Genomic DNA, 23,474 nt, shown 5'->3' on the forward strand with positions numbered 1-23,474 from the left:
CAAAGATAAGGTTTGATGCCGTCAATTATCCGCTGATTTACATCGGCTGACAAACGAGATAATATTCATCTCTCTAAAAGAAAATGTTTGCCACTATGAAGAAAGCCGTGCATTTAAACGCCCTACGTGCCTTGGAAGCAAGCGCCCGTCATCAAAGTTTTTCTGCGGCGGCAGACGAGCTAAACGTGACTCCTGCTGCCGTCGGTCAACTGGTACGTAGCTTGGAGGATGCGGTAGGCTTACCGCTTTTTTATCGCAAACCTAGCGGCAAATCGCGCTTAATTCCCACCAAAACAGTCGAGCTGGCATTGCCTCATATTCGGGCAGGCTTAGACAGCTTGGCACAAGGATTGGCACAGTTACAAGCAGGCTCAAATAGCGGCGTACTCACGGTGACCGTCAGCCCTGCTTTTGCCGCTAAATGGCTGTTACCGCGTATCGATCGATTCCAAAGCTTGCAACCAGATATCGATGTACGCCTTGACACCAGTGCTAAATCAATCGACTTTGCCATCCAAGACGTCGATATCGGCGTGCGCTATGGTGCTGGAGTTTGGGCAGGATTAGTTAGCGAAAAGCTGATGGAAGAAGAGATTTATCCGGTTTGCTCGCCGCAATTGTTACAAGGAAAAAACGCGCTTGATTTGACCCAAGAGATGCTCATCCATGACCGTTCCATGGATGGTTTTATCGGTTTTCCTTCGTGGGATGATTGGCTTGCACAAGCCCGTTTAACCAATGCTGCGCTCAGCAAAGTAGATACCTCGCGAGGCATGCAAATCAATAACTCAGCAGCGGTGCTCCAAGCGGTCATCAATGGTCATGGAGTTGCGTTGGCGCGTAGTGTGATGGCACGTGATGATGTCGCTGCCGGACGCTTGGTACGATTGTTTCCTGAAATTACCTTTAGCTCGCCATTGGCTTATTACGTCGTTTATCAAGCGGAATCTGCCCATATGGCAACGCTTAAAGCCTTTCGTGATTGGCTGTTTTCAGAAGTGTCATCCACTCATGAGAGCAACTTTATTTAAGTATAGTCGGCTCAACATGAAAAATAAATAGCCGATTCAATTTAAAGGAAAATACTGCCTAAACTTACTTAGCGGTTTAGGCAAAGTTCAACATTTCTATCAGACTAAGGTGTGTCACTATTTCCTGTCCAAATTCCCTACCCAATAATTCTTAGGCATTGACCCGCATGATATAAAGTCAGTCCCAGCTCAGTAAAGCCTGACTTAATGCTTCCAAAAGAAACTTTTGCCTCTTCTAAAGTCTTAAATGGTAAGGGAATACTGTCTCTATTACCGGTCATTATATAATCTGCAAAGCACTTACCCATTAGCGTGCCTGTGGTAATGCCGCGACCGTTATAAGCCGTTGCGGTCAGCAAGCCTTCAGCGGGCTCCATGACTCGAAAAATATGATCTTGCGTAAAGCCAAAACTGCCAGTCCACTCGTACTGCCACTTAAATGCCGGCAAATCTGGATAATAGCTTTTTTGCACCGCATTGGCCCATGATTGATAAAAGGATTTTGGTTTAAGCTGTGTACCACCCACCGTTCCCAATAATAGGCGATCATCGTCATCACGGCGAAAGCTAGACAAGGCCAAGCGTGTATCCCATGCCCCTGTTTTGTATGGCAAAATACGATCTGCCGCCTCTCCGCTGAGCGGCTCAGATGCAATCTGATAATAATAAACCAGATAAAACGTCTTTTTAATTTCTGTCCATTCGCCTTCGGTATAAGCGTTGGTTGCAATAATGACGCGCTCAGATTTCACGCGCGCTTTAGAAGTCCTTGCATACCAATAGCCATCCACCTTTTCTATGGCTTCAACAGCGGAATGCTCATAGATGGTGACGCCAAGATCTTTTGCTACTTTGGCCAGCCCTCTAACATAAGCCAAGGGATTGATGGTACCAGCACGGTGATCGAGTAGTGCCTTATTGATATTCTTGGTACCACAATACTCATGGCATTTACTACCGGTTAATACCTCAACATTCGCACCGCGACGACTTAGCTGCTCGTATCTAATATCGACATCGACTTCACCTTTAGCGTTATGTGCCATGTGGATATTACCGGCTTGAGTGGCTTGGGCGTCGATATTATAACGTTTGATTAAGTCAAATACTAAGCTTGGCGCTTGTCCAAGGGCGTCTGTCAAGCGCTCACCTGCCGCTTCACCTAGCGCAATATTCAAATCATCAGGGCGCGCCCAAGTACCTGCATTGACGAGCCCTACGCTTTTACCGGAGCCGCCACTGCCTATCGTATGGCTCTCAAGCAAGATAACTTTGACGCCTTTTTCTGCCAAATGAATCGCCGCCGATAACCCTGTATAACCGCCGCCTATGATACAAATAGTCGCTTCAGTATCGCTATTCATCTGGCTGTAAGTATCAATAATAGGTGCGGTCATATTCCACAAACATTGCTCTTGCAACATCTTATATTCCTTCTAAATTACACGTTGTCTACAGTGGAGAGCGTGCTTGTGTCGTTATTAACAGTAGGTTCTTCACGGGGAATGAATTTATCTAAGAATACCCATAGCAAGCCAAATAGCGGCGATAACCAGCAGGCAAAAGCAAATGGCGCATAAGTAAGCGTTGCAATACCTAAGGTTGCCGCGACGAAACTACCACCCATATTCCAAGGAATCAGAGGAGATAACAGGGTGCCGGTATCTTCAATAGAGCGGGTAAGCGTCGTGCGCTTGTAGCCCATTTCTTGATATTTGTCTTTGAGTAGACGGCCTGGCAATACCAGTGTGGTATAGACGTCACCGATGAGCGTACCGACACCAAGTGTGCTGGCATACGTGGTAATTACCAAACCAAATCTTGATTTCACCATCTTATTGATTTTTGCCATGATGGCTTTAAGCGTACCGTAATGCTCAATTGAGCCGACGAAAGCTAAGGCAAAAATGGTCAAGGTCACAACCCAGGTCATTGACATGACGCCGCCTTTAGACAGCAGTTGGTCGACGACAGCAAAGCCCGTCTCACTGACAAAGCCATTTTGTAAGACAGTAAAAATGTCGTGCACACCCACGCCTTGCATAAAGAACGCGACTAAGCCTGCAACCACCACACCTGATAATACCGTTGGAATGGCAGGCATTTTCATCACCGCTGCAATGACAACGACCACAGCAGGTAATAAAGTAATGATGCTCAAGTTATAGTTGGCGGCTAGTGAGGCTTGAATGTCTCTGATTGAAGATAAATCGACATTTTCTGCGCCGTAGCCCATCCCAATCCAAGCATAGATAATCAATGCAGTCACCATGGCAGGTACGGTGGTTGGCAACATACCGCGGATGTGCTCCCAAAGGTCAATACCGGCAGCCGCTGGGGTTAAGTTGGTGGTGTCAGATAAAGGGGACATTTTGTCGCCGAAAAAAGCACCGGAAACAATGGCGCCGCCCGTTAGTGACGGCGGAATGCCCAAGCCTAGCCCAATACCCATCATGGCAAGACCAACCGTACCAACCGTGCCCCAAGATGTACCGGTTGCGACAGAAATAATGGCGCAGATAAGACAGACAGAGACTAGGAATGATGAAGGAGAAAAAACGCTAAAACCGTAATATAAAATCGTGGGAACCGTACCAGCGATAATCCAAGCACCGATGAGCATACCAACGCCCATCAAGATAATCATGGCCGGTAGACCAATTTTGACAACCTTTAAAAAGCGTTGTTCCATGCCATCCCAGTCACGGCCACGCAGCTTCATAAACAAGCCAGTGATTAAAATACCGCAAGCTAAGGGTATGTGAGGGGTAAAATCTTTGAATACAAAAAACTGCACCATCAGAATAATGGCAGTCAACACCAGAGGTGCAATATCTAATAAAAAACTAGAAGACGGACCGTAGCCATCTTTAGCTTCGTCATAAGGTTTATCATCCATCATAAGATACCTACCTTCCTTAGTAGTGGATACTGCTGTCATGGATATAACAGTAGTGTAAACAACCAATCCATGGCTGCTGATAATGCTGAAAAAAGTGCTAAAAAGGTTACTGAAAAGGGAGTAAAAAGCCTGTTTTGAAATCATGAATGGTTATTCATCACTTCCGCAGGCTTTCATACTAAAACAATAAATACTTGATAATTGGCGACCAAAATAGCTAATAACTGGCTTGTTAAATAGGCGCTGAGCCTACTTAACAAGCATCACGTCACGTCACATTGTTATTAGCCAAAGTTGATGCCTTGTGCCAGTGGCAGCTCGGTTGAATAGTTGACCGTATTGGTCTGACGACGCATATAAGCTTTCCATGCATCAGAACCTGATTCACGACCACCGCCGGTTTCTTTTTCGCCGCCAAATGCGCCGCCAATCTCAGCGCCACTGGTGCCGATGTTGACGTTAGCGATACCGCAATCACTACCGCGGTCGCTGAGGAAAGTTTCAGCTTCACGTAAGTCATTGGTAAAGATACAAGATGACAGCCCTTGTGGCACATCGTTTTGCATCGCTAGCGCATCGTCGAACTCTTTATAAGGCATGACATATAAAATCGGCGCAAACGTCTCACTACGTGCCACGTCATTTTGCTCATCAAGCTCAACAATCGCAGGGGTCACATAATAAGCATCGGGGAATTTATCCATCAGCACCCGTTCGCCGCCCGTGACTTTACCGCCAGTATTGCGGGCTTTTTCTAACGCCGCTTGCATATTATTAAAGCTGTCTTCATCAATCAGTGGACCGACCAAATTGCCTTCAAGCGGATGGCCGATGCTCACCGTCTCGTATGCAGACTTAACGCGCGGTAAGATATCGTCTTTGACCGACTCATGAACGAACAGACGGCGTAAGGTGGTGCAACGCTGACCTGCCGTTCCTACTGCTGAGAATAGAATGCCACGTAGCGCCAGATCCAAATCGGCAGTGGGTGCCAAAATCATGGCGTTATTACCGCCAAGCTCAAGCAAGCATTTACCAAAACGCTCAGCGACTTTTGGCCCGACTTCTCGGCCCATGCGCGTACTGCCGGTGGCACTGACTAAAGCGATGTCTTTATTCTCAACCAACGCATTACCAATATCGGTTTTACCCAATATGATTTGCGATAAATGTGCTGGTGCTTCACCAAATTTTGCCAAGGCTTTTTCAAATAACGCTTGGCAAGCTAAGGCGACAAGTGGGGTTTTTTCTGAAGGTTTCCAGATGACAGGGTTGCCACAAACGATGGCCAGTGCCGTATTCCAAGACCAAACGGCAACGGGGAAGTTAAAGGCCGAGATGACGCCGATGACGCCAAGTGGATGCCATGTCTCACGCATGTGGTGACCTGGGCGTTCTGAGGCGATGGTTAGACCATAAAGCTGACGCGATACGCCCACGGCAAAGTCACAAATATCAATCATTTCTTGGACTTCGCCAAGGCCTTCTTCTTTGATTTTTCCGGCTTCTAATGATACTAAGATACCTAAATCTTCTTTGTGCTCACGCAGGACTTCACCCAATAGACGAATCAACTCACCACGTTTAGGGGCAGGAACGACACGCCATTCTTGAAAAGCTTGTTTGGCATTTTGGATTTTAGTATCGACGTCGGCGACTGTATCTAACGTGACTTTACCGATGACTGAGCCATCAATTGGGGTGGTGACTTCAAAGTCGCCATTTTGATAGTGTGCTTCTTCTACGCCCATTGCAGACATATATTGCTTAATCATAATCAATCCCTTGCATATTGGTATAATGGTTTACTACGTCCTTGACTGACTTATAAAATTACCCTGCTACCTACTAAGTTGCAAAATAATAAATTTCTTGCAGTCATTCCTTTTTGGAATGACGTGCTAATAAGTCTGCTATACGCTGGCTATTTTTAGCCTAAATTTTACTAAATACTGACGGTGGACAGGCACTGCTCAAGGCTTTGCGCCTGCATCGCTTCATACAATGCCATCTCATCGTAAATGGCGGCGCCCAAATCACGCTCAAACTCTTGTTGGCTTGAGTAACCGTCATATTGGCTTGGCTGCGCCTCTTGCAGATTCGATTGAAAGATACCGGCGGCACTAACAGGCAAAAAATCCTCATAAACGATGGGTTCAATGCGAAGCACTTCATCATTAATCAGAGCAGTCAGCTTAGCATTAGGCAGTTTATTCAAATCATCAGTGCTTAAGGTGGCGGCCAACAACGCTTGACCGTCTTCAGAATCAAGGGTGCTATCTGTCAGCTGGTAATAAAAATACGCCAGCCCCTCATCGTGTAGAGTTTGATAATCATCAGGAAAAGCGGTAAATACCTCAGTTAAAATTTGATTATACTGAGCCGCATTGTCCTCATTTGGGGTAACACCAAGTTGGCGGCGAGCTTCGCTCAGTAGTTCATCATAAAGCGCGCGGCCCTTTTGTGTTAACGCTACACCGCGTTGCTCAATCTCTCCAAAGCGCGCGGTATGATGCCCTTGCTCATACTCTTCATGGCTAGCGTCTGAGTTATTAGTAACTTTAAAGCCAACCGCTTCTTGTAGCGCTTTAAAACTGGTTTGCCTTAATAAGATAGGACACGCTCTACGCGGTGGTCCTTCGATAATGGCTTTTGAGGGTATGCCTCTTGCTTGCATGCCTTGTTGTACCGCATCAATATCCAAGGTTCTAGGCGTTAAATGATTGATATGCGGACCCTTAAAGCCGACCACATCTGCGACCAACGGATGCTGATTTAATAGGCGCTGATAGAGCGCTTTTGCCACCGGCGTTTTATCATGCCAGCGAAATGTCTCTAGCGCTTCTTGGACAAATTGCTCTGCTTGCGCAGTAGTCAAGCCACCTTGCGCCTCAAAAATCTCAATGAGCTCAATAACGCCAGTAGTGAATATCTGACGCTGCGCCAGTGTGGCCGTGGCTTCTTGTTGTAAATTTTCATCGGCAATCAAATCTAAACGCAATAACGAGGTAAAGACGCGAAAGGGGCTTTTATGCAATGAATGCGAGTCAAGTGCGCGAAAAGCTGTTGAATGTACCGGCACGCCAGCAGGCGCTAAATCGTAGTAGCCGACAGGGTGCATACCCATCACGGCAAAAAGACGGCGCATCATGCTCAGCTCTGCTGCGGTACCCAGTCGAATCGCCCCGTGACGCTCCATGCTCAGACGCTCAATCTCGCCCGTATGCAGCAGTTGTGATTTAATATCGGGATGTGAGGTTAATACTTCGGCATTGACATCACTGACCAAATCAACCAAGTCGCCGTATAGCGGCACCTCGTTCTGATACATGGCTGACATGGCCATAGAGAAATCATGGCGAATATCATCGCTGCAGATAAAATCCTTATCTGGACTGACGCTACTATTTTTCACAAATAAACATCCTTGTAATAGAGTTAATAAATTTTTAGCTTAATAATAAGTATTTGATTTCGAGCATTTGCTTATGACGATGCGCTATCAATTCTAAGCACGCCTAAGCATTCCTAAACATTAAGCGGCAGGCAAGCCATCAGGAAGCGCGATGAGCACCTCTTTTAGAATATCCAATCCTTCTTTTAGGGTGTCAGGCTCTATGGTAAGTGGTGGCAATAAGCGAATGATATGGCGATGTTGCCCACTTGGCATCAGCAATAGACCACGCTCGCGTGCTTTGGTTAATACTCGCGCCATCACACTTGGATGCACATCATGCTCAGGATGGCGCAGCTCGATACCACGCATCGCACCGATACCAGTAAGACCAAATAACCAAGGTGAGATACCTTCTTGCTGCCATTGGCTGATGGTCGTCTCAATCGTCTGGGCATAATGCTTGGCTGACTGCCAAACGTCATCGGCTTGCATGATATCGAGCGTGGCATTGGCAGCGGCGCAAGCAACTGGGTTACCAGAATAGGTACCACCCAAACTGCCCTTGGGGAGACCATTGACCAGACTAGCCTTGCCGATGACTGCGCCTAAGGGCAAGCCGCCCGCGATACTTTTGCCAAGTAAAATAAGGTCAGGCTCAATCCCTAAATGGGTAAAAGCAAACGGCGTACCCGTACGACCATAACCAGATTGGATTTCGTCCATGACGAGTAACATGCCATGTTCATCACAAAACTTACGTAGATATTGCGCAAAGGTAGGCGACAACAATTGAAAGCCGCCTTCCCCTTGTACAGGTTCGACGATGATGGCACCGATATTGTCGATATCGGTTTCTACCATAAATAAACGCTGGAGTGCGTCAATCGCTTGCTCGTCGCTGATATTGTTATCGGGACTGGGAAAAGGAATATGATAAACGCCGCTCCCTAATGCACCGAGCCCGCGCTTATAAGGCGCGACCTTACCATTGAGATTGACCGCAGCCAGTGTGCGCCCATGAAAGCCACCATCAAATGCAATGACACCTGTGCGACCCGTTTTCATGCGTGCTATCTTTATAGCGTTTTCAGTTGCTTCTGCACCGCAGTTAGTGAGCATCCCTGCCAGCTCGCCGCTAATAGGCACAAGCTCACATAATCGCGGCATAAAGCTTTGATACGGCTGATGCGCTGCCGCATTGTAGGCATAGTGAATCAGCGACTGGGCTTGCTGGATGATGGCGTCAACGATGTGAGGATTGCAGTGACCAAAGTTTAAAACACCAATACCGCCGACAAAATCGATATAGCTGCGGTCATTGTCGTCCCAAACTCTGGCATTTTTGCCTTTGACGAGCGTTAGCGGATGCACCATCGTAAAGGCATCGGTCACGTTATAAAGCTTGTCCATGATGAATCTCTATCTCTTCCTTGAGTTAGACTCATTTCAACAAAACATCATTCCAGCAGCAAACGAATAATAGTTGTGGTGGCATTCCTTTTTGTCATTACCAGTAAATTAGCTCCTTAAACGAATCCTTTAAAAACAAAAAAAACTGCGTATCAAGGCAGTTTTTTTGTTTAGCTTGTTAAATTTTCACAGCAAATAACTTTGCAGGATAAAAATAACAAGACCAGTGCTATAAAAAATACTTTAGGTTATAAATAAACGTAAGTGACATTATAAAACCAACCCTAACGCCTTTTCACGTTCATCTGAGATTGCTAAATAAGCCGTAATCCATCCTAAAACCGCTTTGACCTTATGCGATTGCCCTGAAGAGACAGGATAAGTCACATAATAGCTGCCGCGACCCTTTGCCGCATAATCCCACGCCATCACTAAAGCGCCTGATTGTAGCTCAGGCTCAACCAAGCGTAACGGCACCAAGGCTATACCATAGCCCAGTAAGGCGGCAGAAATGCAAGCATGGAAAGTCTCAAAACGTGGACCCACAAAGGTGCCATCGACGCTGATATCTTGTTGCTTAAAATACTCATACCACGCACTTAAGCGCGAACTTATTTGCAATAACACATAGTCATCCAAACACTCCCTACTTGTCAAACACTCAGTACTCAGTGTTTTATCTCGCAAATACTGCGGCTGACAGACTGCAACGCAGTATTCATCGAACAGTTTTATAGACTCCATATTGCTCCACATGCCATCACCATATAAAAAAGCAATATCGACATTTTGGTCTTCAGAAAAAAATGGACCTACTAATTCTTTGATATCTAGGTTGATAAGCGGGTATTCTTGACTAAAGCCACTGAGTGCTGGAATCAACCAGCGGGCACAAAATGTCGGATGCGAGACGATTTTTAGCAGCTCGGTATTACTGCTATGCGACATCAAATTGGTGGTCGCCACCTCGATATGTTTTAAAATCTCTAACACTTCAAGATAATATGACTTGCCAGCAGGGGTCAGTGAAATCCGGTGCGGCGTCCGATAAAACAAAGACAGGTTTAGCATCTCCTCTAACTGCGCCACTTGCTTACTGATGGCGCTTTGGGTCATGTGCATCTCTTGCGCGGCATTGGTAAAACTTAAATGACGGGCAGCGGTCTCAAAACATTGCAGCGCCGTCGTTGAAGGGTATCGTCTAAAGGCTAATGGTTTATTGGTGTCTGTTTTCATAGATTGCTTTTCTTTTATTCCATATTAGGGCGTGTCCTCAATTCACTCGATAGTCATCTAAATGGGCTAAAAATGGCTAAATCTTGCCAAACATCGTCAAATAGCTTGTTAATATCCCGATATTATCTACGCTATTTTTCTTGTTTGACGGCAATTTATCTCATTTTTATCGCCATTTTTGAAATGAAGACACGCCCTAGTAAAATATCAATGATTATTTAAAATCACGTTATCAGGCATTCCTAGCCTATGCCTATGCCTATGCCTATGGCGTCATCATACCTATATTCAAGCGTAAATAGCGATACCTCACTATAAGCACTATGTAACTGACACTGATGTCAGCATCGGATTTACTTAAGCATTCAACCAATTATTCAGTCGCTAATTTTAAAGACTCTCCTACAAAAAACACCGTCGATTACTGATAAAATAGTAGGGTCTGATGATAGGCTCTGACATACCGCAACTGATTTGCTATCTTGCCCTCCTCTTTTTCATCATTACCACCTATGCCGCCGTTATTCTTAAACTCATGAATTATTTTTCAGCTAATTTTCACTATTAGCGCCTTCTTTATTTGTATTGGATCATATGAAACATAACCTTGAGGTGAGCGCAAATGCTCGCCGAACTCAGTATTTCCAAGTATTTTTGATGGGCGTCAGCGCTTTTATTATGAATACTACCGAATTTGTCCCCGTTGCCCTATTAAGTGACATCGCCCAAGATTTTTCCATCACTACAGCAGAAACTGGCTGGATGTTGACGCTCTATGCGTGGATTGTCGCGGCCATGTCATTGCCATTGATGCTACTTACCAGCCGATTTGAGCGTAAAAGCTTACTTTTGGGCTTGTTTGTGGTTTTTATTGCCAGCCATGTATTGTCCGTATTTGCTTGGAGCTTTGATGTATTACTGATTAGCCGCGTGGGTATTGCGCTATCGCATGCGATATTTTGGTCCATCACCGCAGCGATAGCGATACGCGTAGCACCAGAAGGCAAAAAAGCACTGGCACTTAGCGTACTTGCGACCGGTACTTCATTGGCGATGGTGCTTGGCGTGCCACTAGGGCGCTTAGTTGGTCAATGGTTTGGCTGGCGGGCGACCTTTGGCGGTATTGGGGTGATTGCTTTTATCGTCTTTATCTTGCAAGCAAGGCTGTTGCCAACGTTACCAAGTATGTTTGAGGGGTCTTTTAGAAAAATTCCAGAATTGCTTAAAAACCCCTTATTGGTCTGTTTGTATCTACTCATTTTACTGGTCTTTACCGCTCACTATACCGCTTATTCTTATATCGAGCCTTTTATGCGTCAAGTCGGCGCCATCAGTGAAAACGCCGCGACGGTTGTCTTGCTATTATTTGGGGTGGCAGGGATTGCCGGCAGTGTGATATTCAGTCGCTGGGGTGATCGTTTTAATACCAGATTGATGCTGATATCGATCATATTAATGCTGATATCTATGCTGGTACTATTGTTTGCCGTGACTTCTATCTGGGCGCTGAGTTTCATTGCGTTACTGTGGGGCGCGGCGCTGATGCTGCTGATTATCTCTATGCAAGCCAAAGTCATCATGGTCGATGTCACGGCGCAAGACATGCTGATGTCGATGTTCTCAGGGATTATTAATTTAGGAATTGGCGCCGGTGCGCTGTTTGGTGGTTATGCGGTGACGCATATCTCGATATCAAGCGTGGGCTATGTTGGTGCCGCTATCGCCAGTGTGTCGCTGCTCTTGATGTTATTTATGATAAAGCGCTTTCCTGAATTAAGTAGAAGACTTGGTTAGCTAAAAACTTGATAGTAAATAAGCCTATACACAATGCCAGCCAATTAAATGGGCTGGCATTTTGCTGTTTGGTTTATTAAAAAAGTAAGCCGTTTATTTAAAAATCCACCTTACCGCGTAACGCTTTGGTCTTACCGCGCTGAGTTTTTTGATCGACGCGTTTACGTTTGGCATTTCTGCTAGGTTTGGTCGCTTTGCGGGTTTTATTGACATGGGTGGTTTTTATAATAAAGCTTTGCAGCCGCTCAAGCGCATCAATTCGATTGCGTTCTTGGGTACGAAACTGCTGCGCTTTAATAATAAGCACACCTTCTTTGGCGATTCGGCTGTCTTTGCTGTCCAATAAACGCTGTTTAATGACATCGCTTAAGCTCGAAGCATGAATATCAAAACGCAGATGAATCGCAGACGAGACTTTATTGACGTTTTGCCCGCCTGCCCCTTGCGCGCGTATGGCGCTAATCTCTACTTCGCTGTCATTCAGGCTAATGGTGTTGCTGATAAAAATCATAAAATACTTTTATAAATTATTGATAGATGAAGTTAATGATAAAGCATTCCCAGTTAACGCGCCACTTGCCCGCTTAATAGCGGCCAAAACGCCGTATTTCTTAACCTCTATAATCTGCAATTTATCGGGTAAACCTTATAAATGTTATCGTTTGACGTTGCTGTGTCTATCCTCTGTCTATAAAGCGTAAGCCTGCGCAGGGTTTTGATTTTAAGGTGGTAGGATGACTTTAAGCAGATACGATATTAAAAGAACACAGTATCAAATAGACACGGTATTGTTGAATCAAAGCGTTAACGAGCCGATTTTAGTCAAAGGAATAAGCGTTGTATGACAACCAATAATAAGAAATCTAATCATAAAAAACCTAACACTTCTCTCAAAAATCACAACCTTACCGCTGCACAAAGCATTCAAGTCAGGGGCGCGCGGGTGCACAATCTCAAAAATGTCGATGTGGATTTACCGCGTAATGCACTGGTTGTTTTTACCGGTATATCAGGCTCAGGCAAATCGTCACTGGCATTTGGCACTCTGTTTGCTGAGTCGCAACGCCGCTACCTTGATTCGGTATCGCCTTATGCACGGCGCTTGATTGACCAAGTTGGCGAGCCTGATGTCGATTCGATAGAAGGCTTACCGCCTGCGGTCGCCCTGCAACAGCAGCGCGGTACGCCGTCGGTACGTTCATCGGTTGGTAGCGTGACGACGATTTCAAATGGTCTGCGCATGCTGTACTCGCGAGCAGGCGAATATCCTGCTGGGCAAGACATGTTGTATGCCGATGCCTTTTCGCCAAATACGCCAGAAGGTGCTTGCCCTACTTGCTCAGGTATTGGTCGCGTGTTTGAGGTCACAGAAGATTTGCTTGTGCCTGACAAGACGAAAACCATTCGAGAACGCGCCATTGCTGCTTGGCCACCGGCATGGCAAGGGCAAAATCTGAGCCGGATATTGACCACACTGGGCTACGATATCGACAAACCTTGGAACACGTTATCCAAGGAAACCCGCGATTGGATTTTATTTACCGATGAAACCCCAGAAGTGCCGGTTTACCCAGAATACAATCTCGAGCAAGTACGCGAGGCGATTAAAAAAGGTGAAAAACCCAATTATAAAGGCACTTTTACCAGTGCAAAAAATTTCGTTTTGCATTCTTTTGCCACCACTCAAAGTCCACGTACCAAAAAACGCGTGGCGCAGTTTATGCAAATTTCAGAATGCCCAAGCTGCCATGGCAAAAAGTTAAAACAAGAATCGCTGTCGGTTAAATTTGCCGGGCTTGATATTGGCGAGTTATCACAATTAACCTTGACTGAACTGGCGCTAAAACTTAACGACGCTGCCAATAAAAAACTCAGCGATGATATGCCCGATCGTGAAAAAGCCATTGTTGCCAAGCGTATTACCAGCGATATTTTATCGCGTGTGCAAGCGTTAACCAGACTTGGGCTAGGTTACTTATCACTTGAACGCACCACGCCTACCTTATCGCCCGGTGAGCTACAGCGCCTAAGACTTGGCACTCAAATTCGCTCTAAACTATTTGGCGTGGTTTATGTGCTCGATGAACCGTCCGCTGGCCTGCATCCTGCCGATACTCAGGCGCTATTAGGTGCGTTAGATGAACTGGTAGCCGCGGGTAATTCATTATTCATTGTCGAGCATGATGTCAGCGTCATTCGCCATGCCGATTGGATAGTCGATGTCGGACCAAAAGCGGGCAGTCACGGCGGTGAAATCATCTATAGCGGCCCTGTCGCAGGCTTGCAAGATATCTCTGATTCTTATACTGGACAATACCTTTTTAATGGTGATTCCAAAAATAAAAAATCAAAAACCCAGCAACCAAAAGCCCAGCAATTAACAAGCCAGCAGCCAAGACAACCTAATCATTGGCTAAAACTTGCCAATATCGAGCGTAATAATCTACAAGGCCTAGATGTGGCATTTCCTTTAGGGGTATTAACCACAGTGACGGGCGTTTCAGGCTCGGGGAAATCGAGTTTGGTCAGTCAAGCGTTGGTTGAACTGGTCTACAATGCGCTAGGGCAAAAAACCGTGATTGAAGCGCCCACCGATGAAGCGGCTTTACTGGAGCAAGAACAAGAAACGCCAATAGGCGGTGAGATAGTCAGTGGTATGGAGCACATCAAGCGCTTAGTCACTGTCGACCAAAAAGCCATCGGGCGCACACCGCGCTCAAATCTGGCGACTTATACTGGACTGTTTGACCATGTGCGCAAATTATTTGCCGCCACCAAAGAAGCAAAAGCAAGGCACTATGATGCCGGACGTTTCTCATTTAATGTTAAAAAAGGACGTTGCCCAAATTGCGAAGGCGTCGGTTTTGTCAGCGTTGAGCTGCTATTTCTGCCAAGTGTTTACTCGCCTTGCCAAGTGTGCCATGGTCAGCGCTACAATGACGAAACCTTAGAAATTACTTATCAAGGTAAAAATATCGCCGAAGTGCTTGATTTAACAGTCGAAGCCGCTGCTGAATTTTTCATTGATGATGCCCCAATTATGCGCGCCTTAGATGCCTTGCTAAAAGTTGGGCTTGGCTATCTACGGCTTGGGCAACCAGCGACCGAGTTGTCTGGTGGCGAAGCACAGCGTATCAAACTTGCTACCGAACTGCAGCGTACCCAGCGCGGCGATACGCTGTATGTGCTCGATGAACCAACGACTGGCTTACACCCTTCTGATGTCGCGCTGCTGATGGCACAGTTAAATGGGCTGGTCGCAACTGGTAATACGGTGATTATGATTGAGCACGATATGCAAGTCGCTAGCAACAGCGATTGGATTATCGATATGGGCCCGGGTGCTGGCGATGAAGGGGGTCTTATTGTCGCAGAAGGCACACCTAAAGAGGTAGCGAAATCCAAAGAGAGTCGCACTGCACCTTTTTTATTGACTTAGTATTGATATAAAAGACAGTACACTAACTAAAAAACGGAAATATGCAATAAGAAAAACCGCATCACTATTAAAGTCATGCGGCTTCCTATTTTTAAACATCGGTTTTTTAAACATGCATTGCTAACTAAGCAAGCATACCACCATCGACAACCACGGTTGCGCCCGTCGTATAGCTTGAGGCGTCAGACACAAGATACAATACCGTGCCCGCCATCTCATCAGGATTAGCGACGCGACCTAAAGGAATCGCATGTAGCGCCATCTTTAAGACTTTATCATTGGTCGTTAACGCCGAGGCAAACTTGGTATCGGTCAGACCCGGCAATAACGCATTAACGCGAATGTTTAATGGACCACATTCTTTGGCAAAGGCTTTGGTCATGCTAATCACCGCAGCTTTAGTGATTGAGTAAATACCTTGCTTGTCACCTGCGACCAAGCCATTGACCGATGCCGTATTTAAAATAACACCGCCGCCCTGCTCGCGCATCATCTTACCGGCAGCCGTCGACATAAAGAAATAACCGCGAATATTGACTTCAACGGTCTTATCAAAAGCCGCTAGATCCGTATCTAAGATATGCCCATAATAAGGGTTTGCCGCGGCGTTATTGACCAAGATATCAATTTGACCAAATTCGCTTTTGATATGCTCAAAAATTGCCTCAATCTGATCCATATCGCCCACATGACAAGCAAAGGCGCTGGCTTTATGACCATCAGCGATGATGCTATCCGCAACCGCTTGGCAAGCATCAATCTTACGGCTAGAGACAATCACATGCGCGCCTCTTGACGCCAATAAGCGGGCAATAGATTCGCCAATACCGCGGCTCGCACCCGTAACCAAAGCAATCTTACCTGTTAAATCAAATACATCTTTCATCATTATTCCTTATATTTTTAAATATTTTAATAAATACTTTTGATGTTAAGCCAACATGCCGCCATCAAGGGTAAAGGCATGACCATTCATAAAGCTACTTTCATCACTTGCCAGCCATGCAATGGCGCCAGATACTTCATCGACATCTCCCAAACGGCGCATTGGGCTGGCTTTGATGGTGGCTTGCTGGGCACGCTCGTCCATTTTCGCCATGGTATTACGGACCATCGGCGTATCGATAAAGCTTGGACATACCGCATTAAAGCGGATATTGACGCGTGCATATTCATGGGCAGCAGACTTGGTCAGCCCCATGACGCCATGCTTGGCCGCGCTATAAGCTGTCAGCAGTGGTGCAGAACGTAAACCAGCAATGGAGGCCACATTAATCACATGACCGCCGCCATTGGGCGCCATACAAGTAACAGCAGCGCGCATACAATGCCAGACGCCTTTTAGATTAACCGCGATATTACGGTCAAAATCATCGTCACTTAGCTCATGCATCGGTGCCGGTTTATGGTCGATACCGGCATTATTTATCACCACATCAAGACCGCCAAGCGTTTCCATAGCAAAAGCAAATAGCGCCCGCACTTCATCGCCGTTAGTCACATCGACCTTTTTAAAAACAATGCTATTACCAGCATCTTGCCCTTGCTGAGCAACAGTAGCGCCCATCTCTTCCGCCAAATCGCCAATGACAACTTTCGCACCGCGACTGGCTAACAATAACGCACTTGCCGCACCGATACCAGACGCGCCGCCGGTGATTAAAATACGTTTACCAGTGACGTCTGATGCAATTCCATTTGTATTCAGTGTCATGATTTATCCCTCTACCTTAAGTACCAGCTTGCCGAAGTTCTCACCTTTAAATAGCATCATCAAGGTATCAGGAAAGGTCTCTATACCTTCAACGATATGGTCTTTCACTTTAATATCGCCCGCTTGAATCCAGCCTGCGATGTCTTTCATCGCTACCGGATACTCTTTGATATTATCGAATACAACGATGCCTTCCATACGGGCACGATTGACCAATAATGACAGATAGTTTGACGGCCCTTTTACTTCTGTAGTGTTGTTATATTGGCTAATCGCACCGCAGATAACGATACGGGCATGTAGATTAATTTGTGTAAGGACGTCATTTAAAATATCGCCGCCGACATTGTCAAAGAAGACATCGACACCTTTTGGACAGGCTTGCTTTAAGCCTTCTTTCACATTTTCATTTTTATAATCTATAGCCGCATCAAAACCCAGCTCATCGACTAAGAATTTGCATTTCTCGCTACCACCTGCGATACCAACGACGCGGCAGCCTTTGAGTTTGGCAATTTGTCCAACCAAGCTACCAACGGCACCAGCGGCACCAGAAACGACGACGGTCTCGCCCGCTTTTGGCGCGCCTGTTTTTAGCAGACCAAAGTAGCCGGTCATACCTGGCATACCGAGCACGCCTAAGTAATAAGATAAGGGTGCAAGCTGTGGATCGACTTTGTATAACCCAGTACCGTCACTGACTGCATAGGACTGCACGCCGTTATGACCTACGACATAATCGCCGACGGCAAACTTTTCATGCTTACTTTCAATCACTTCGCCCACGGTACCCGCGCGCATGACATCACCAATCTGTACCGGCTCGATGTAAGATTTGGCATCGTTTAACCAACCGCGCATCGCTGGATCCATCGAGATATATTCGATTTTAATCAGTAACTGACCGTCTGAAATAGTCGATAGTTCTGACTCGGTATAATCCCAAGTTTCCGCACTCGGCGCGCCAATAGGTCTTTCTTTTAAGCGCCACTGCTTATTGATTGTTGTCATTGTTTATTCCTTCAAAGTTGTATTTATTATTAATATCAAACATGGTTCAAAATCCCTTAAAACCACTCTGCTTGCATATCGGTACATACCGCATTGTCGTTATTTAACAGCTCAATATCGCGCTTGATTAACGGCAATTCCCAATCGATAAAGTATTTGGCTGCTTGGATTTTGCCATGATAGAAGTTTTGTTTCTCAACGTCGGTTGTATCACTTAATAACTGTTCCGCTTTGCTAGCTTGGCGAATCCAAATCCAGCTGACCACGATAGAGGCAAAAATATTCATTAGTGCTTGTGCGTTGCCTGTTAATGTAAGTGCTTTTTCTGTTTGCAGAATTTTGCTTAGATGCACCAACACTTCATGCAAATGACCCATATAAGGCATCAATTTACCGGCAAGTTTGGCGGTTTCTGGCGTAGTAATCCTCTCTAAGTCTTGAGTAATTTCACGTTTTAGAATTTGAATCCCAAGACCCTTGTTTTGCCATAACTTACGGAATGACAAATCTAACGCTTGCACACCATTTGTGCCTTCATGAATAGGATTGAGACGATTGTCACGCCAAAATTGCTCGGCTTGATATTCACGCGTATAACCTGCGCCGCCCAATACTTGAATACCTAAATCATTGGCCTTTGGACCATATTCAGAGGGCCATGCTTTTAACACTGGCGTGAGTAAATCCAGCAGTTCTGATAGCTCAGCTTTTAATGTTGCATCTTCACAAGTATTGATACGGTCAATCAGGTTTGAGCCATATAGACAGAGTGATATGCCGCCCTCGCTGTAGGCTTTTTGCGCAAGTAACATACGTTTGACATCACCATGATTAATAATCGCCGTTGCTGCGTCTTCAGGTTTATTGTTCGGTGCAATTCTGCCTTGCGTCCTGTCTTTGGCATAATCGAGCGAATACTGATACCCACGATAGCCAATCATCGCTGCACCAAAGCCAACCGCGATACGCGCCTCATTCATCATTTTGAACATGTAGCGCAAGCCGAAATGCTCTTCGCCGATAAGGTAGCCATAGCACTCGCCTGCATCGCCAAAGCTTAATGCCGTGGAAGTCGCACCTCGATAGCCAAGCTTATGAATAAGTCCCGTTAAATGCACATCATTGCGCTCGCCAACCGATAAATCTTCATTGAGTCGATACTTCGGCACGGCAAATAACGAGATGCCTTTTACACCACCAGGACCGCCCGGCACTTTGGCTAATACCAAATGCACGATATTGTCGGACAACTCATGATCACCCGCTGAGATATAAATCTTGCTGCCTTTTACGCGGTAAGAACCGTCGTCCTGCTTTACTGCCGTGGTTTTGATATCGGCAAGCGATGAGCCAGCATGTGGCTCAGTTAACGCCATGGTGCCCGTAAATTCACCCGTCAACATGCGCGGCATAAAGGCATTTTTAATCTCATCACTGGCGAAATGTGAGATAACATTAATCGCGGCGGTGGTTAAAAACGGATAAGCCGTCGTTGAGGGGTTGGCCGCCATAAAATAGCCTGCCACAGCTGTCATCACTGTTTCGGGTAATTGCATGCCACCATCGTCAAAGCTATAGCGACCCGCGATAAAGCCTGACTCACGAAATGCATCAAAGGCGACTTTTACATCGTGTATCATGCTGACTTTTTTGCCGTCAAACTGCGGCTCGTTTTTATCCGCCACATGGTTGTGCGGTAAGAATAACTGGGTCGCGATTTTATTGGCGGTGTCCAATACCGCATCAAAGGTTTCGCGGCTGTGCTCTGCAAACTTCGGATGCTCGGTTAAATTTTCAGTGCCCAATACATCATATAATTGGAACGGTAACTCAAAGTCATTGATAAGTGTATCTGCCGCCATAGTATTCTCGTTAACTTATTAAATTTGGTGATGCATTGATATTAATCTAATTTAACGCCTTGCCGTATTGTCATTTATGACATAATTATGGTCAAATAAGACAAAACTGATATGCAAAATTGGGAAAAACTGCTAATAAACTGACATTTTAAATACGTTTTCTCATAGGAAAATAAGCACTTATGCCCTACTTCAAACCTTTTAAAGTCATCATTGTCGGCTTCGATGGTGTACTTGGCAGCGCTTTGACAGGAGCGCTAGATTTATTTTCATTTACTGGCGTCAGCTGGCAACGATTTTTGGATGAGGCAGTAGAACCCAGATTTAATGTGCAAATTGCTAGTCTGGGCGGCGTAGATATCAGATGTAGCAATCGCTTAATCATGCGAGCGCATTGCGATATTCAGGAAGTCACAGAGTGCGACTTACTATTAATCCCAACGATTGGCGATTCAATCGATAAGGTATTGAGTCAAAATAGTGATTTAATTCCGCATTTGCAGCGACTGACAAATACCAAAGCCGATATCGCCAGCAACTGTAGCGGGGCTTTCTTTTTAGCAAAAGCAGGCTTGCTCGATGGCAAAGTAGCGACCACCCATTGGGGCTATGCCAGTAAGTTTAAGGCAGATTTTCCACTGGTTGATTTGCAAGAAAACCAATTTGTCACTCACTCAAAAAGCCAGTCAAAAGACCAATCTGGCAATATATTCTGTGCGGCAGGTGGTAGCGCCTTTTATGACTTGGGATTGTTATTAATCGAGCGTTATTGCGGGCGCGAGATTTCTACCCAAGTGGCGAAAACCCAAATTATTGATAGTAAACGGGGCAATCAAAACAGCTATACCAATGTGACGTTGCATAAACCGCATTCAGACCAGCTGGTTAAACAGGTACAAGAATTTATCGAAGAGAATTTTAGGCAATCTATGCAGGTGAGCCAGTTAGCAGACATGGTGAATATCACCCCGCGCACCTTAAATAGACGCTTTCAATCCTGTGTTGCTATGCGCCCGATTGAGTATATTCAAGCGGTGAGAATTGAGCAGGCAAAGCGTTTGTTAGAATTAGGAGATGTGACGATTAAATCACTCGCTGAGCAAGTTGGCTACGATGATATTTCATCATTTACTCGCTTGTTTAAACGCGCTACTGAACTGACGCCGAAAGAATATCAGGATAAATTTTCACGCTTGGCGATTTAGAACCTTTAAGACTTAGCTTATATTTTATTGCTATTTCTTATGAGGTTTTTCTGATAGCTAAACGGATTGCCACAAGCCTTCGACATGAATGGCATCTGCTTTAATCGTTGGATAACCACTAAATGCTAACTGATAGCCACCGAAGTTATTGGCGCTGATTTGACACGTCGCACCTAATGGAAAACTGTGCTTTTGACCAATATGACCAAAGCGCATGCCATTATAAATCGGCAATCCTGTCAGCTTATGCAATTGACGAATTACAGTAGCGACATCATAACGCTTGTCATAACTGTCCTCACCGCTGCCTGATAACGCGCCAAATACAATCGCTTGCTGATTCTTAAACACACCTGCTAAATACAAATCATATAGCATGCGCTCAATACGATAAGCTTGCTCACCGACATCTTCTAAAAATACCATACCGCCGTCAATCCGTGGCAAATATTCACTACCTGCCAGCGCTGATACCACACTTAGATTGCCGCCCCAAATAGTGCCCGTTAAAGTTTTTGGCTCAGAACTTGACAGAATACTCGGTAAATTTGGACTGGTTAACGACGCATCTTGTATATTGATAGCCAAATTGGGATTGGTTAATGCTTCTGCAAACTGTCGGCAGCTGACTTGGTCGGGTTTGTTTTTACCAAACTCACTATAGAGCATCGGCGCGGCAAGCGAGCTCATTTCTCCTTTTGCCAATAACGCGCACTGGATGGCGGTCACATCACTAAAGCCTGCTAGTATCGTGCCGCGCTCCTTCATTATACGACCCAGCGTCGACCAGTCAACCATTGGCAATAAACGCACAGCGCCATAGCCACCGCGTACACCAAGTAGCAGTTTCGGTGCTGCGATCGCACCCGTAGCGATGTTTTGCAAATCACTCGCGCGCTGCGAATCTGTACCCGCAAAGCGCAAATACTGCCGTTTGGTAATCGCAGGATTATCCACCTTAAAACCCGCGCAGGCCAAGCGCTCTAGTGCCAATTCATTACGCTCGTCACTACCACCGACATTGGAGCTGGCAAAAAGCCGCGTCTCTATACTTGGCGTAATACAGCGGGTATTCGGTTGCAATATTTCGGGCGCTGCTTCTTGTGATGTCAGGCGCTCATCCATCAATGCCGTTGGCAGATCATCTTTGGTAAGCTGCGTGCTTTTATCTTGCTGAATAGTATTGGCAGCAAGCGCCTGAGTGATGCTTTGGGTTACTAATAATCCTGCTCCTGCACTGATACCGACTTGACGTAAAAACTGGCGACGATTCAAGCCAGACGTCGTGTCATTCGCTGTATGAGCATCTTTACTTTTATCATTTTTTAATAACTCACTCTTGGAAACCATCGCTCGCTGCTACCTTATCGTTTTTTATTTGAATCTACTTTTGAACCATCTTTATCTTTGCAACCTATTTGCTTAGACATCACAGCTGCGTATTGTAAACGGTTTGCAAGTGAAAATAGTTGCCTAACCCTTGCCCATATTTACTTTTTCGCTACTCTATACACTAAAAACTCAAGCAAATTAAACCTATTCATAATACGCAATATTGGCGCACGCCACGACTTTGTTGTAGTATGAAGACATCACATAAAGACATCAATTGCGCTTAAATAAGGATAATAATAATGGCTGACAAAGCGACTGATAAGCAGGAAAAAGATGACATCTTAGATGCCGATTTAGAGTACCTCATTCATGAGGAAGAAAAACTGCAAGAAAAGCTAAAAGATAGCAGCCATCTTGAGCGTTTTGCTAAGGATTTGATGCTATTTATGAGCTTGATTAAAGATTATTACAAAGGCAATTATCGCGATATTCCCTACAAAACCATTTCAGCGGGCGTCGTTGGGCTGCTTTATACTCTCAACCCGATTGATATCATCCCAGACTTTATCCCTTTTATCGGTCATATCGACGATGCGCTGGTACTCACCTTTTGCTTAAAACTTATTGAAAAGGATTTGCAGAAATATCAAACGTGGAAGCAAAGCCAGTCAGCGGTTAAAACTGCTACCAACTTAAAGAAAAAGAATTAACTGCTGATAAGCTATCCTACTGCAAACATTAATGCTAATACATTAGAAAAAGCCACGACCGATAATGCATTTATCAGCCTTGGCTTTTTATTAACCGCTAGTGATTTATCAGTATGAGTTAATCTGGCACTTCATAATTGGCTTTTTCTGGATTCAGACCAAATGAATATACAAAGGTAGCAACCAAGCTATTCACAATAATAAATGGCAAGTCAACGTCAACGTGTCCAAGCAAATAGCGCCCGATAAGCCATGAAATAATCAGCATAACAATAAAAAATCCGCCAAGATAGGCTAAGATTGCTGGATGCTTAAGATTATAAGGCTGCTCAGGTTTTGGCTGTTTATCTAGGATATAGGTTCTGACTGCCCAACCCGCCGCATAAGAAAATCCGCCTAACACCACATAACTAAAAAAATTCATATTG

General features: G+C 45.3%; 18 protein-coding genes. 5 read left to right on the forward strand and 13 right to left on the reverse strand.

The annotated features are described in order from the left end of the window. The first annotated feature begins 95 nt into the window (after positions 1-95). The gene (locus QJS82_RS07225; RefSeq protein ID WP_281490034.1) at positions 96-1,031 is read left to right on the forward strand and encodes a LysR substrate-binding domain-containing protein; all 936 of its coding nucleotides are present in this window, start codon (positions 96-98) and stop codon (positions 1,029-1,031) included. A gap of 137 nt (positions 1,032-1,168) precedes the next feature. Here the strand turns inward: QJS82_RS07225 and amaA are convergent, their stop codons facing one another. The 6 genes from amaA to QJS82_RS07255 form a co-directional block, all read right to left on the reverse strand. Continuing rightward, entirely contained in the window at positions 1,169-2,455 is a 1,287-nt protein-coding gene (gene amaA / locus QJS82_RS07230; RefSeq protein ID WP_281490035.1) for an L-pipecolate oxidase, read from the reverse strand. Between the two features lie 17 nt (positions 2,456-2,472). After that, a complete protein-coding gene (nhaC, locus tag QJS82_RS07235; protein ID WP_281490036.1) occupies positions 2,473-3,933 on the reverse strand; it encodes a Na+/H+ antiporter NhaC in 1,461 nt (486 codons plus the stop codon). A gap of 284 nt (positions 3,934-4,217) precedes the next feature. Further along, positions 4,218-5,708, reverse strand: a complete 1,491-nt coding sequence (amaB, locus tag QJS82_RS07240) for an L-piperidine-6-carboxylate dehydrogenase (RefSeq protein WP_201565327.1) — start codon at positions 5,706-5,708, stop codon at positions 4,218-4,220. Between the two features lie 170 nt (positions 5,709-5,878). After that, complete coding sequence (gene hglS / locus QJS82_RS07245) at positions 5,879-7,279, reverse strand: 2-oxoadipate dioxygenase/decarboxylase HglS (RefSeq protein WP_281491690.1); 1,401 nt, start codon at positions 7,277-7,279, stop codon at positions 5,879-5,881. Positions 7,280-7,468: 189 nt separating this feature from the next. Beyond that, positions 7,469-8,740 (reverse strand): 2-aminoadipate transaminase, encoded by a 1,272-nt coding sequence (locus QJS82_RS07250; RefSeq protein WP_281490037.1) that lies wholly within the window; start codon positions 8,738-8,740, stop codon positions 7,469-7,471. 270 nt (positions 8,741-9,010) lie between these two features. Continuing rightward, positions 9,011-9,976 carry a LysR substrate-binding domain-containing protein gene (locus QJS82_RS07255; protein WP_281490038.1) on the reverse strand — a complete coding sequence of 322 codons (966 nt, stop codon included), beginning with the start codon at positions 9,974-9,976 and terminating at the stop codon, positions 9,011-9,013. Between the two features lie 594 nt (positions 9,977-10,570). Here QJS82_RS07255 and QJS82_RS07260 point away from each other — a divergent pair. Further along, positions 10,571-11,770 (forward strand): sugar transporter, encoded by a 1,200-nt coding sequence (locus QJS82_RS07260; protein WP_201565330.1) that lies wholly within the window; start codon positions 10,571-10,573, stop codon positions 11,768-11,770. Positions 11,771-11,867: 97 nt separating this feature from the next. On the opposite strand, the gene arfB is transcribed toward QJS82_RS07260, so the two are convergent. After that, positions 11,868-12,281 carry an alternative ribosome rescue aminoacyl-tRNA hydrolase ArfB gene (gene arfB / locus QJS82_RS07265; protein WP_281490039.1) on the reverse strand — a complete coding sequence of 138 codons (414 nt, stop codon included), beginning with the start codon at positions 12,279-12,281 and terminating at the stop codon, positions 11,868-11,870. Positions 12,282-12,611: 330 nt separating this feature from the next. Here arfB and uvrA point away from each other — a divergent pair, with 330 nt between their 5' ends. Then, entirely contained in the window at positions 12,612-15,209 is a 2,598-nt protein-coding gene (gene uvrA, locus QJS82_RS07270) for an excinuclease ABC subunit UvrA (RefSeq protein WP_281490040.1), read from the forward strand. A gap of 124 nt (positions 15,210-15,333) precedes the next feature. Here uvrA and QJS82_RS07275 read toward each other — a convergent pair whose 3' ends face one another. The 4 genes from QJS82_RS07275 to QJS82_RS07290 are packed head-to-tail and all read right to left on the reverse strand — an operon-like array spanning position 15,334 to position 19,796. Beyond that, positions 15,334-16,098, reverse strand: a complete 765-nt coding sequence (locus tag QJS82_RS07275; protein ID WP_281490041.1) for an SDR family oxidoreductase — start codon at positions 16,096-16,098, stop codon at positions 15,334-15,336. A 42-nt stretch (positions 16,099-16,140) separates the two neighbouring features. Then, the gene (locus tag QJS82_RS07280; RefSeq protein ID WP_281490042.1) at positions 16,141-16,923 is read right to left on the reverse strand and encodes an SDR family NAD(P)-dependent oxidoreductase; all 783 of its coding nucleotides are present in this window, start codon (positions 16,921-16,923) and stop codon (positions 16,141-16,143) included. A gap of 3 nt (positions 16,924-16,926) precedes the next feature. Next, positions 16,927-17,934, reverse strand: a complete 1,008-nt coding sequence (locus QJS82_RS07285) for an NADP-dependent oxidoreductase (RefSeq protein ID WP_281490043.1) — start codon at positions 17,932-17,934, stop codon at positions 16,927-16,929. A 56-nt stretch (positions 17,935-17,990) separates the two neighbouring features. Further along, complete coding sequence (locus QJS82_RS07290) at positions 17,991-19,796, reverse strand: acyl-CoA dehydrogenase (RefSeq protein WP_281490044.1); 1,806 nt, start codon at positions 19,794-19,796, stop codon at positions 17,991-17,993. Between the two features lie 182 nt (positions 19,797-19,978). On the opposite strand from QJS82_RS07290, the gene QJS82_RS07295 reads away from it, so the two are divergent. After that, on the forward strand, positions 19,979-21,001 hold the full coding sequence (locus QJS82_RS07295) for a GlxA family transcriptional regulator (protein ID WP_281490045.1): 1,023 nt from the start codon (positions 19,979-19,981) through the stop codon (positions 20,999-21,001). Positions 21,002-21,058: 57 nt separating this feature from the next. On the opposite strand, the gene QJS82_RS07300 is transcribed toward QJS82_RS07295, so the two are convergent. After that, positions 21,059-22,351, reverse strand: coding sequence for an LD-carboxypeptidase (locus QJS82_RS07300; RefSeq protein ID WP_281490046.1), 1,293 nt, complete (start codon positions 22,349-22,351; stop codon positions 21,059-21,061). Between the two features lie 284 nt (positions 22,352-22,635). Between QJS82_RS07300 and QJS82_RS07305 the strand changes: the two genes are divergently transcribed. Further along, complete coding sequence (locus tag QJS82_RS07305) at positions 22,636-23,046, forward strand: YkvA family protein (RefSeq protein WP_201618715.1); 411 nt, start codon at positions 22,636-22,638, stop codon at positions 23,044-23,046. Positions 23,047-23,164: 118 nt separating this feature from the next. Here QJS82_RS07305 and QJS82_RS07310 read toward each other — a convergent pair whose 3' ends face one another. Beyond that, entirely contained in the window at positions 23,165-23,470 is a 306-nt protein-coding gene (locus QJS82_RS07310; protein ID WP_201618716.1) for a hypothetical protein, read from the reverse strand. Positions 23,471-23,474 lie beyond the last annotated feature (4 nt).

Source organism: Psychrobacter maritimus (assembly GCF_029953575.1).
Lineage (GTDB): Bacteria > Pseudomonadota > Gammaproteobacteria > Pseudomonadales > Moraxellaceae > Psychrobacter > Psychrobacter maritimus.